10 protein-coding genes and 1 tRNA gene are annotated in these 12,061 nt (G+C 45.9%); 2 read left to right on the top strand and 9 right to left on the bottom strand.

Annotated elements, in window-relative coordinates; translation table 11 throughout:
* Nucleotides 1-65 precede the first annotated feature (65 nt).
* From dbpA to HUX64_RS12830, 3 genes are all read right to left on the bottom strand, one after another.
* Nucleotides 66-1,451 carry an ATP-dependent RNA helicase DbpA gene (gene dbpA, locus HUX64_RS12820; RefSeq protein WP_174626618.1) on the bottom strand — a complete coding sequence of 462 codons (1,386 nt, stop codon included), beginning with the start codon at nucleotides 1,449-1,451 and terminating at the stop codon, nucleotides 66-68.
* A gap of 130 nt (nucleotides 1,452-1,581) precedes the next feature.
* The gene (locus HUX64_RS12825; RefSeq protein WP_174626619.1) at nucleotides 1,582-3,201 is read right to left on the bottom strand and encodes a GTPase; all 1,620 of its coding nucleotides are present in this window, start codon (nucleotides 3,199-3,201) and stop codon (nucleotides 1,582-1,584) included.
* Nucleotides 3,182-4,921, bottom strand: coding sequence for a GTPase domain-containing protein (locus tag HUX64_RS12830; protein WP_174626620.1), 1,740 nt, complete (start codon nucleotides 4,919-4,921; stop codon nucleotides 3,182-3,184). Before HUX64_RS12830 ends, HUX64_RS12825 begins: the two co-directional genes overlap by 20 nt.
* A 130-nt stretch (nucleotides 4,922-5,051) precedes the next feature.
* On the opposite strand from HUX64_RS12830, the gene HUX64_RS12835 reads away from it, so the two are divergent.
* On the top strand, nucleotides 5,052-5,483 hold the full coding sequence (locus HUX64_RS12835) for a hypothetical protein (RefSeq protein ID WP_174626621.1): 432 nt from the start codon (nucleotides 5,052-5,054) through the stop codon (nucleotides 5,481-5,483).
* Between the two features lie 175 nt (nucleotides 5,484-5,658).
* Here HUX64_RS12835 and HUX64_RS12840 read toward each other — a convergent pair whose 3' ends face one another.
* Nucleotides 5,659-6,348, bottom strand: coding sequence for a DUF2959 domain-containing protein (locus HUX64_RS12840; protein WP_174626622.1), 690 nt, complete (start codon nucleotides 6,346-6,348; stop codon nucleotides 5,659-5,661).
* A 450-nt stretch (nucleotides 6,349-6,798) separates the two neighbouring features.
* Entirely contained in the window at nucleotides 6,799-7,026 is a 228-nt protein-coding gene (gene tnpA / locus HUX64_RS12845; protein WP_217426530.1) for an IS200/IS605 family transposase, read from the bottom strand.
* A gap of 511 nt (nucleotides 7,027-7,537) precedes the next feature.
* On the opposite strand from tnpA, the gene HUX64_RS20470 reads away from it, so the two are divergent.
* Complete coding sequence (locus HUX64_RS20470; protein WP_425484265.1) at nucleotides 7,538-8,071, top strand: transposase; 534 nt, start codon at nucleotides 7,538-7,540, stop codon at nucleotides 8,069-8,071.
* A gap of 214 nt (nucleotides 8,072-8,285) precedes the next feature.
* On the opposite strand, the gene HUX64_RS12855 is transcribed toward HUX64_RS20470, so the two are convergent.
* The 4 genes from HUX64_RS12855 to pabB all read right to left on the bottom strand — a co-directional run bounded on the left by HUX64_RS12855 (nucleotide 8,286) and on the right by pabB (nucleotide 11,580).
* On the bottom strand, nucleotides 8,286-8,813 hold the full coding sequence (locus HUX64_RS12855) for a type I restriction enzyme HsdR N-terminal domain-containing protein (RefSeq protein WP_217426531.1): 528 nt from the start codon (nucleotides 8,811-8,813) through the stop codon (nucleotides 8,286-8,288).
* Nucleotides 8,814-9,394: 581 nt separating this feature from the next.
* Nucleotides 9,395-9,470: transfer RNA gene (locus HUX64_RS12860), tRNA-Thr, on the bottom strand.
* Between the two features lie 185 nt (nucleotides 9,471-9,655).
* On the bottom strand, nucleotides 9,656-10,210 hold the full coding sequence (locus HUX64_RS12865; RefSeq protein WP_174626623.1) for an amino acid kinase family protein: 555 nt from the start codon (nucleotides 10,208-10,210) through the stop codon (nucleotides 9,656-9,658).
* Nucleotides 10,207-11,580, bottom strand: coding sequence for an aminodeoxychorismate synthase component I (gene pabB / locus HUX64_RS12870; RefSeq protein WP_174626624.1), 1,374 nt, complete (start codon nucleotides 11,578-11,580; stop codon nucleotides 10,207-10,209). The genes HUX64_RS12865 and pabB overlap by 4 nt, the downstream gene beginning before the upstream one ends.
* Nucleotides 11,581-12,061: the final 481 nt, after the last annotated feature.

The following is a 12,061-nucleotide window of genomic DNA, read 5'->3' on the forward strand; positions in this document are numbered from 1 at the left end:
TAGTGTCGACTTTATGGTCCTGCTCTTGTCCGAAATCATACGCCGCATAGTAAATTAAATCTAAGCTATCCCCACGGTTTGCGGATATTAAAACTGCGTCCCTTTATTTTACCGGTTCTCAAGCAGGTTAGCGCCCTATCAACATGGTTACGTTTGATCGCCACATAAGCATGATTATCGAAGATATCAATTTTGCCCACTTCATTGCCGTCAATACCGGCATCGCCTGTTAGAGCGCCCAATATATCGCCGGGGCGCACTTTATCCTTGCGCCCGTCGGCAATCCATAACGTTACCATCGGCGGCTCGAACCGGTGCTCCTGGCGCATTTGAAAAGGCGCTGTTTCGTCCCACTTAACCGGGTTATTTTGATACTCTTCAATGGCTTTAACCCTGGTCAGTTCCTGTTGAGTGCACAAACTGAGCGCCAGTCCTTTTTTCCCGGCGCGACCTGTGCGTCCGATTCTGTGCACATACCCTTCCGGATCCCAGGGCAATTGGTAATTAATCACCGCCTGCAAGTCCTTGATATCCAGGCCGCGCGCCGCGACATCGGTTGCGACCAGCATGGAACAGCTTTTGTTGGCAAAACGCACCAGCACCTGATCACGCTCTTTTTGTTCCAGATCGCCGTGCAAGGACTGAACTGAAAAACCATAGTTCTCAAGCGCATTCGCTATTTCGCTGCAATCCCGTTTGGTATTGCAGAATACTACTGTCGATTCGGGCTGATAATAAGCCAACAGGTAGCCCAACGCGTTTATTCTCTGGCCTTTTTCTATCTGATAAAAATGCTGCTCGATAACGTCATTGTGATGGCATGTCTCACTGCTGACGGTAACCGGCTTATACTGGAATTTTTCGCTCATTTCCCGAATCGGATCGGCATAAGTCGCTGAAAACAGCAGGGTTTGCCGGTGCGTCGGCGCATAGGATATGACTTCGGAAACGGCCTCCTCAAAGCCCATGTCCAGCATGCGGTCTGCCTCATCCAGCACCAGTGTTTTTAAATGACTCAAGCGTAAACTGCGCTTGCGCAGATGCTCCTGTAATCGTCCCGGCGTGCCGACCACAATATGAACGCCATGCTCCAGAGAACCGGCTTGCGGGCCGAAAGGCACGCCGCCGCATAAAGCCAGGACCTTGATATTCGGTGTAAAACGCGCCAGCCGGCGGATTTCCTTGCAGACCTGGTCGGCAAGTTCGCGGGTTGGACAAATCACCATCGCCTGAACTCTGAAACTGCTTAAATCCAGGCGGGATAACAAACCTATTGCAAAAGCTGCGGTTTTACCGCTGCCGGTTTTGGCCTGCGCAATAACATCCCTGCCCTCAAGGATAGGCGGCAAACTTTCGGCCTGGATGGGGGTTAGGCGGGTATAACCCAAGGATTCTATATTTTCCAGCAGCGCGGGTTTTAACGGTAAAGATGAAAATTCAGTAGTGTTCACAAAAGACTCGTAATACAAAGCGAATGCCGGCGAACTGCCTTCATTCAATCCTTTATGATACCAGATTGCGGATGCTTTAAGACGGGATTATCAAGACAAGATACGGGGCTTCAAGATAAAGCAACTACAATCAACTGGTCAGCATTCGCGTTAAGGGAGTATTGCTGCCAGTAGGCAGTTGCCGGGTGGAATCCGTAACTTCACAGTGTTTCATAATGGCGGAAATCTGCTTTACCTGTTCGGCGTGTTCATGCCTGGTATTTTCCAGCACCTGTGTTACTTCACTGTCGATCAGGCTCATTGCATTGGTTAGCCCTTTATGAAGTCCGCGCAAGGCGCTTTTTTCCAGCGATGGCTTTAACTTCTTCAGAATAAAATAAGGTGTAAGCCAGGTGATTGCAATTAATAATGTGCTGTGGATCGCAAAATCTGCGCCTAAATAATTCACATTCGACATATTGCTTCTGTAATACCCTATAAAAACCTGATAGCCAACCCAGCAAATTGCCGCGAAAGGCAGAACGATTTCACATAAGCGAACAAATTTTAAAAAGCCGCGATGCAAGACATTGCCGGGGTTCACCAGGGCTTGCCTGGCAGCCAGTTCACTTTGTGTCTGAATAATTTTGGCGGCTTTCCTGCGTAGCGGGGCTAACTGATTTTTAAGCGGTGCGACCGGGATATCGAGCTGGCCGGCACTGATAATAAATTCATCCAGGGCATCGTCAAAACGGGCTTGAGCCCACTCATCCCACAATCCCGCCTCTGTTTTAGCCGATGAATATCTGGAAGTAGAGGGAATGGTTACCAAGTCCGCGGCATGTTCCGCATAATAGCTCGCCAATTGCTGAATCGGCCAGGCGAAACCCTGCTGCAACTGGTTAGCGGCATGCTGCCATTGCTCATGCCAAAGCCCCGGCATTTGTTGAAGCGCCGGTTCAGAACCCAGTAAGCGGCGGTAACTTTGCAGTTTTTGCTTTAATTCATTCTTGCGTATTTCCAAGCTCCTTTGCTCCAGTTCCATAATAGTGTTTTTTGTCGCCAGAGATAAAATAGTGGCTTGTAAAGCTGCAAATTCATCGGCTTGTCCGCCTTCAATGCAGGCTGTCCTGAAGATTATCGGCTCTACAAAGCCGGCTTTGTGCAGTTGCAGTTTAAAGTCTTCATATTGTTCCGCTTGTCCCAAATCCCATTGATTTAACACAAACAGCCAGGCATGCCGCGCTCCCTCCGCCAGCAATAGGCGCCACGCCTTTTCATCTTTATAGCGTTCGGGACTCACTACATAAATCAGTACATCTATATGCGGCAGCCATTGCAAAACCAGCTGCTTGTTGCTTTGCTCGATACTGTCAAAATCCGGCATATCAATCCAGATAATATTTTTTTTCGCCTCGTCATCATGCTGCGCTATGGTAATGCTGGCCAGAGGTAAATTTGCCGGCAAGTGTTGTATCGCCACACTGCGGTGATGAAATAAGGTGACTTCGCGCGAGGTTGGCCGCTCTATGCCTGTTCTGGCAATAGCTTTTCCGGCCAAACGGTTTAGCAAAGAGCTCTTGCCGACGCCGGTGCCGCCCATAAAAGCAACAATAAGCGGCCTGGCGTCACTATGATTAAACAAATCATTCGGCGTTCTGGCATCCAGATTTTCCAGTTGCCCGGATTCCTTATTAAGCCAGCCTGAGTTACATGCCTGTGCAGCCCAGCGTTTGGTTTTTTCTACTAAATCAGAGTAATCGTAAGCCATGGCGCTTTTCTACAAGTTGTGATTCTGCCGCCTGTAACTGCTCGGGAGAGATATTAAAATAGGTTGTATGCGATAATTGTTCGGGCAATTTCAAGAGCTTTTTTCGCAGGACATCGTTAAAGAGCGTCTGTTTCACCGTGCCCAGTTGCTGTTGCTTTAATTCAGCTTCTACTTTGTTCATATAGCCGCCCATAGCACTTTCAGCCAGCAAGGAAGTTACCGTTAGCAACGCAGGCGCAATAATCAAATCATGCACGCCGATGCCGCCGGTATGCAAGGTCAGGGCAATGGCGGCGGCGTCGGCGGTTACCCGGGTGGCGCGCAGACTATTCAAAACTACCGGCTGTTCCTGCAATTTGTGATATAAACGATAGGCCGTATGTTCCACTTCCTGTTCAAACGAGACATGATAATTTTTTGCCGCATGGCTGAATTCCTGCAAAATATCCTGCCGTTGACTGCGCAGCAAGCTGCTGAATTCTTTCCACCATTGACCTTGTTTCCCCTGTTCCGCCTTATCCATAAGCTTGTCGGCCAGCTGGATCAACATATGCTCGGCTATCTGGTTTAATAAAGCTGTTTCATGGCTACTGTCGGCGCTGTAAAGGCTTTTACGCCCCAGTTTCATTAACTGTCTGACCGGCCAGGTCAGAATTTTACGGGTATTGGCCAGAATATTGGCCAAGCCGGGTATTTCCAGCAACAGCAGCAATTCCGCCAACGCGCATTTAAAGGTTTCATAATGATGAGGATGATTCAGGTAATCGCGCTGATAATCTTCCAGCGCCTGTTTGCCCGTTTGATCAATTAATGCATGCCAGTTATTCAGTGCCTCATGTTCTGCAATAACCGGTTCCAGCCAACTCTGCCAGTACTTTTGCAGTAAATCCTGTTGAGTGCGCGGGTGTTTTTCAGGGTTGACTTTATGCGCCAGTTGAACAAGCATCTGCTGCCTGGATTCAGGCCAGGCCGGCAAGCCTGCCTGTTTTTGATAATACAGCGGCACCACTTCAGGAAAAGGGTCATTTCGAGCCTGCCGCCACTTCTCTTTTAAGGAATTAATAATCAATGCTTCCGATCCTTCCCCAAGCTTGTTCAGGCAAATTATGGTCGGCTGACGTAATGCTTCCACAATAGACATGATGTCCCAGACCGATTGATCCGCATATTTTTCCTTGCTAATCATGAGAATAATGATGTCAGCCAGAGCAATAGCCCTGATAACGCCTTCCCGGTAATTTGCCGAGTCTATCGAATCAAAATCAGGCGTGTCCCATAGTACGCAAGGCGGCAGGTACGCTGAATCAGCAATATTTTCAGTTAATGAATAGCAATCATGGCGGTCTTTGCTTAGCTGGGCTTGCGGCAATTGCTGGAAACGTCCGAAATAACGCTGCAAGCCGCTACACTGCGAAAGCTTGACGCCATTACAAAAACCCTGCGGATGAATAGTGTAGCCTGCCAGGGGACTGACCGCGGCGGCGCTACTATTTAACAACGCGTTTACCAGCGAACTCTTGCCTGCCTGAGTCGGACCGACCACGGTGAGCTGTAAGGGCAGTTCTGGCGAACAAGCAAGGAGTTGACCTTTGCGAATAAATGCCTCAGCCAAAATCAGCTGGTCTATCCGCTGTTGATAGACAGTCTTGATCGAATCATTTCCTAATTGACTTAAAATTGACTGATAACGCTGCTTTAATAATTGGATAAATTCCAGCATAAAAAATTAGCTTGGGTTTATAATTGATTGGCCATTTTACTTCGTTTGAGAATATGGCGTTATATAATACCAATGACAATAACTATAATTACCATAACATGGACGGGTACATCATTTCGAGGATATCTTAATGAAAAAACTATCACCTCTTCTGCTCATTTTGTGCTGTTCGTTTCTAATCGCCTGCGGTACAGGACAAGAAATAAACGGTCATAGCACCCGAACAGCTTACCGCTCTGTAAAAGGATTAAAGGAGCGCCTATCCCCTGAAAATCGCATCGAATTTGAAGTGGCTTTCTGGACAATTCGTGATGCTAAAAAAAATGACGACGAATTTCTGGATACTGTTGACGGCAAAACTCCTACGGAAATCATTGCCTTAGGCAAGGAAATTTACCAGCAGCGTAAAAATGAAGGGTTTGAAGCCTATTCTCAGTATTCAAGCTGGGAAGACATGATTGCCAAATTTGGCCAGGAAAGAACAGATCCGGACATTCGGAAAGGCAAGAATGCCAGCAAGGATGCCAAAGATAAAGCCAATAACGTTTTATATAAGCTATAAAAAGCTTATACCGTTACCGCCTTTAGACGCTGGCTATTACCTTTAGACGCTGGCTATTAGAGCAACTCAGAAAAAGCCGTTATTCGAGGGCGCAGGCACACTGCCAGGTCAGTCAAAGCGCAGACTGTAGCACTTGCAAATAATGGCAATCCGGATTTATGCTGAAGTTAATTTATTAACTACGATTGGGTAAGGCTTTTTGCTCAACTAATGCGGAAACAAACTGATTAGCCTCAGCAATTGTTTGTTCCATTACATAAATCAGCTGAGAAATATCAATACCGATTTCAATAAATTCAGGCTGCAAGGCAGCAATAGCCTGGGCATTCAGGTTATGTTTAAGATATAACACCTGGTCTTTAAAGGCTGACAGCACCGGCTTGATTTTCGCCTCGGCTCTGTACATGGCCATAATAAGACGCGAATAATTCTGCTTGGCTGATCTTAGCTGCTGTTTGCTACGTTGCCGCAGACTGCGGTTAGTATATTCGTTCAGTTCATTTTCCCATTCGGCAAAAAGCGCATCGCTGACTGTTTCTATGGCTTTTATTCTATCTCTTACCGCCTCGGATTTTGAGCGGCAAAACTGATATCGCCTGTTTAAAAGATTATATTTATGGTCCAGTGAAGTTTCAGTTACTGTGACCAGTGTTTTAAAACGATCCAAAGCATCCTGGAATTCATCGCGGGTTTCCTTTAATATCTCGCAAGCCTGCCCAACCTGATAGACAACAATAGATCTTTTGTGATCGCCTATGGATTCCCTGGCGCTATAATAAATTCGCCTGACTTTTCTTGAAAAGAAACTGCTGATTAAATTCACCAGATAATAAGATAATAAAGTTGATTTTCTATACACAGCCATTTAAACCCTGATACAGTAATAATAAATTTTAAAAACCCGATTGAAAAACTGAATGAGCGTATGACCTTGTTTTTAAGATTATTATCATTTATTTCGCCAAATTTTTCATTAATGATTTTTATCGTGCCTGTATTGAACCATACAGAACAATAGAATATTAATAAAGTCTGGATTTCTTTTACAAAAATCTTAATTGAATAACTTTCCTGCATAATTCAGTGTCTCAAAAGAAGCCATAAACAAGACATAGTCAATATCCATGCCCAAAGGTCATGAAATTGCATTAGCCGCCGCATGGGTCAAGCTGTTCTTCATAGAAGGCAAGCTTGAGAGCTGAGCACCAATACGTCTGTTAATTTAAAAAAAATTTGTCTTCCGGTACTTTACGTACTTTCATATACTTTCTAAATCTAAACCTACGGTATCCACACCATACCCTTCAGACGCCCGTTAACAAGGAATGGATATCTTTGGATGAACTTTTAGCAGCAAACGGACATGATCTACTTGAATGCTCAGTACTGCAATTTCCCGGCCCCAGCGTTCGGATAGGATGGCAATCGATTTCCATACCTCGCAGCCTATCCCCTTCAATACTTTATCCCGGTATTTCGGAACCCAAACTATATGATACTGGCAATGCCAAATTACATGGGATAGCTTTTGAAATCGACTCATTTGTTGATCCTTTCATTTGTTGATCCTTATTGTTGGATGGGTGGCTCAACTCAAGATAAGGTTGTAACATTTGATGCATCCATAGGCACAGCCTTAGTGTTCCACGCCCACAGGACCTGGCTTCCCAAGTCTTAGTCAACGGCTAAAGTTACCTGAAAATCCGGTAAATATCCTTCTTCTTAACCGCGGCTTGTTCGGCTACGCTTTTAATTAAAAGTCTGCCGAAAAGGCGCTTTAGAACAAGCGCCGGTTACCTGTATAACCTGCCGTTTTCTTCTTTAACCCATTCTCGGAAGAAGTGCTTTTGTGGAACGTGGAACAAATCCTAAACGGCCTAATAGTTCTTATAGAAAGCCTCAGCTTCAAACTTAACAAATTCTTCCGTTTTCACCTGCGAACGACTCATAACCTGAAAGGGTTCTAACCGTGCAATCTCGGTCTGTAAATCGTTTGCAGTCCTAGGTTCTGTTGACGTTTTACCAATCGAGTAGAATTGATCATTTTGAGTGTAATGAACCGGATACATTTAAGCGATGAAGAATGGGTGCGAATATTGGCAAAGTTAAAGAAATTGACAGGCCTTCATATCGGGCGGCAAACACTTGCCGGCAATTTATTAGCGCCTGCTTGTGGATATTACGTTCGGGATCGCAGTGGCGGGTTTTGCCGCCTACGCAGGGCAAGTGGAATAGCATCTTCAAGCGTTTTTCACGCTGGTGCGGCAAACAGTTCCGCCGATAATGGGGCGCTGGGACGTTCCAAAGGCGGGTTTAGCGGTAAGATCCACGCGCTCTGCGATGCGTTGGGCATGCCGATTAAGTTCATCTTGACTGGCGGCCAGAAGGCCGAATGCCAGCAAGCGGTACCCTTGCTTGAAAATGTTAAAGCCTCAGCCGTTTTAGCGGACAAGGCTTACGATACCGACGAGTTGAGAACTTGGTTAACAGGTCGAGGAATAAAAGCAGTCATTCCGCCCAAATCGAATCGGAAAGAAAAAATAGAGTGCGATTATAGCCATTATAAGGAACGGCATGCCGTCGAATGACTGTTCGGCAAGCTTAAACATTACCGCAGAATTGCCACTCGATATGAGAAAAAAGGCAGTTAATTACCTGGGGATGCTGTCATTTTCCTCGGTACTTTTATGGCTGAGATGAAACGTCAACAGAACCTAACAGGGTTTTCTTGGTTTCCAGAACGTCTTTTGGTTCCTGTCCGCGTTTGGGTATATCGAACAGGGTATCGTCAAATTGCGCCGGCTAAGGCCGGTAAAGAATAATGCTGTCGCTACCGTTGGACCACACCGCAACCGGCGCGCCTTTGGCGTTCATATAACTTTTAAGCTGCTCAATACCGTCTTTACGTTTGGGCTTTTTGCATTCGATGATGATTTTCGGAGTGCTCTTGCTGGAATCACTGTAAACAATGATGTCCGCCGCCTTGGCGCCGATTTCAGTGCCGAATTGCACAGCTTTTTCCAGGTCTATTTCATCGGCTTTATAACTGTATTGACTAATCAGCTTATATACCCAAAGCTGACGCACGATTTCTTCAGGGCTGCACTTGCCGTCTTCGACAAAAACCTGGACTTCTTCGTTGCCCGTGGAAAACGGGATGAAGCTTTTCAAGTAATACCTGGTTTTGCCTGCCTCCCGACCGGTAGCCGCTGTTTTTGAATAAATGTTGAGAATGTCGTGAATCGGTTTGCCGAGATTTTCGAATTCAGTAAGTTCGTATTGAGTCGCCGGATCTTTAAAAATACGGCTGAGGATTTCTTTAGTATCCATTAAGGGCTAATTCCTTTGTATTTATCGCTGCTGGTTTTGTCTATCAAAAAAAAATCTGCTGCTAGGGAAGTGTAATGTTTTGCAACTTGCAATAATCGCGAATGATTACTTCCACCATGGGGGTGAGACTACGGGGTTCTTTTTCCGCCAGTAGACGTAAACCTTCCTTGTTTACCGGATCGATGTGTAAGATTAATGTCTTAGTTTTTGTGGTCGCCATAGGCTAACACCTAAAATTAAGTGCTATCGCTTCGTGTAGTGCAATTTACAGCATTTGACTTTCTTTAACCATTCTTAGCCTCTTCCAATGCAAGAAGAATCTGACGAAAGATGAATACTAACGAAGCAACAAGCCAAAAAATTATTAAACATCTAAGCTGTGTGTAACTTGCTAAGTATAAAGCCGACAACATTTTTTGGCGGCTCAGAAAGCAGGGGAAAATTTCAGGACCGACGATTCTGCACCCGCCGAGGTGGAAAAGGTCACAATTTGACACGGGGGCGTAATTTTGCCAGAGTGACCACAAAAGTGACCAGGCAATAAAAAGGCTTGTAACAATTGCTGCAAGCCTTGATTTAACTGGAGCCGGTGGGCGGAATCGAACCGCCGACCCACACATTACGAATGTGTTGCTCTACCGACTGAGCTACACCGGCACTCTTTATAAATTATAAACCATTTAGTTCGATTTACCGATACTGGCTAGGGTCGGATTTTGCATAGCCGTTCGCGGAACGTTTCTGTAATGCAAAGACCCTGAAAATCGGCGTTTAAAATATTCAAAAGGGCGAAGTACAATTTCCTCCCTTTGTGCAAACTCTGCCCTCCTTGGCCAAGTTAATTAGAAGTTTCGGGCATTAATAACGGTTATTTTAAAAGCCGCTTGCGCGGTAAAATCGCAAAAAGCCGAATCAATAATGTCTTGTCCGGCGAGCTGGGCAAGGCTAAGTTTAGCATCAATTGCAGCCGATTTTACCAGGATAAGTTCGCTTGCCGAAAGCGCCCCGGCCAGCCATGCAGACAGGCTGTCCGAGGTGATATCCCAGTTCGCCTGAATGCCGGCATTGTCCAGCTGAACAATAGCCGGCGACCAGATGACTACGCGTTGACGGCTTAACTGCTCCCGAATATCAAGCAATGAACCGGCAATGGAAAAATCAGGCTTTAGCCCTTTAAACAGCAAAGCCATTTGATGCATCGCCAGAATCGCCATATGGTGAGCGGTCCTGTCATCAAATCGCCAGTGTTTTTGCGCCGCTCTGACCTGTTCTGCAAAAGCTCCGCCGCCCGGCACGATGACGACCGCCCTGCCCTGATATTTTTGCTCAACACTATCAAGACAATCGTAGAGCGCATCTGTTTCGGCCAGGCTCCCGCCCAGCTTGATAATAATCATTTTACTGTCAGTTGATGCAGTAAATTAAACAACGCCTCCGCCTTGTCAAGGCATTCCTGATATTCTTCTTCAACCACCGAATCATTGACGATAGCGCCGCCCGCCCAGAAGCGAATCGTACCGGCTGAATGCACCAGGGTTCTGATAGCGATATTGCTGTCCATATTGCCGTCAAAACCAATGTAGCCTATGGCGCCGCAGTAAACGCCGCGTCGGTTCGGCTCCAGTTCTTCAATGATTTCCATCGCGCGAATCTTGGGCGCGCCGGTAACGGAGCCGCCGGGAAAACAGCTTTTTAATAAATCCAGGGCGTGCTGATTTTCTGCCAGTACGCCGCTTACAGTGCTTACTAAATGGTGCACAGTCGCATAGCTTTCTACTGCAAATAGAACAGGCGCTTTTACCGAATCCTTTTTGCAGATTTTACTGATATCATTGCGCAGCAAATCAACAATCATAAGATTTTCCGCCCTGTCCTTTTCGCTGTTTTCCAGTATTTTTTTTTGCTGCTGATCTTCAGCATAATCTTTTTTCCGGGGACGCGTTCCCTTGATAGGTTTGGTCTCAACAATGCCATTCGCAAGCTTTAAAAACCGTTCCGGGGAGGAGCTTAAAATCTGAACCTCGGGTAAATTCAGGTAGCAGCTGTAAGGTGCGGCATTTAATTTTCGCAGGCCAAGATAGGCCGCCCAAGGATTGCCGGTGCATGAGGCCGCAAACCGCTGAGCCAGATTGACCTGATAACAATCGCCTTCCTTCAGATAATGTTTAATCTTGTTGAAGGCATGGGCATAGAAGTTCTTGTCCATATTGGGCTTGATAGCGCTAAGGACTTGAAAGCCATCGTGATAATGCTGCGCGGGCAAGCTGCTGAATTGTGCTATTAAAGCTTGCCATTTTTGTTCCTCGCATTGCCCGACCAGATGAGTTTTTTGCTCTTGATGATCGACAATGACCGCCCATTCATAGATGCCTATGGCCATTTCAGCAATATGTTCTTCATCCTTGGCAAGGACAGGAAGAGTCTCCAGCCGGCGCGCCAAATCATAGCCAAAATAACCTATGGCTCCGCCATTGAAAGGCAGATCGGCGAAACCCTCATACGCCGGCAATAATTGCTGCTTGACCAGATCAAACGGGTCTGCTTTGGATTTAATTGAAACACCGCCACGAATAATCTCGGTAATATCTCCATGAGTTACCAGGGTGCACACTGGATCAGCCGCGATAATATCGTATTTTCCATGATTATGGTAAGGGTAGCCGCTGTCCAGAAAAACTGACCAGGGTGTGCCTGCGATTGGGGAAAAAAGTGCGGCGCTATTTTTAAAATAAGGCAAAGGACAAGTAAGTTGTTTTGGCGGCGGCATTTTAAAGGGGTCTGCTGGATGAACTGGATTGACAAAGCGCTTGCAGAGGCAATGAAAGATTAAGTCAGAATTATGACAAGGAATTTTTTATTTTATCAAAAGGCGTGATGAAGAAGAGTAATTTTAGCTTAAGCCGCATCCGGTCCCAGTTGGCGAAAATGGCCTTATACACTTTCGAATAACGCAATCCTTTATAACCGCAATATTAATCCGTCAGCGCTATTGAAGTATAATTCGTATCTTTTTCGTATCTTTCATGGGCGCTTACCTTGTTATTAGAAATTGGCCTGGTGGAGAATTTTCCGCTCTGATGAAAATACTTCCCCTGCTGCTTTCAGTTATCGCTGCCCGACTTGAAATAGTTGCAAATTCAATAGATTGGCGCGGAACGCAAAATGTACATGCAGCATCTAGTCGAACAGCATTCCTATTCCTTAAATGCAAAAACTGTTATTATCCCTTTGTCCTCAATAATTAACGG

The sequence above is a fragment of the Candidatus Methylobacter favarea genome, from assembly GCF_902806695.1.
Taxonomy (GTDB): Bacteria; Pseudomonadota; Gammaproteobacteria; order Methylococcales; family Methylomonadaceae; genus Methylobacter_B; species Methylobacter_B favarea.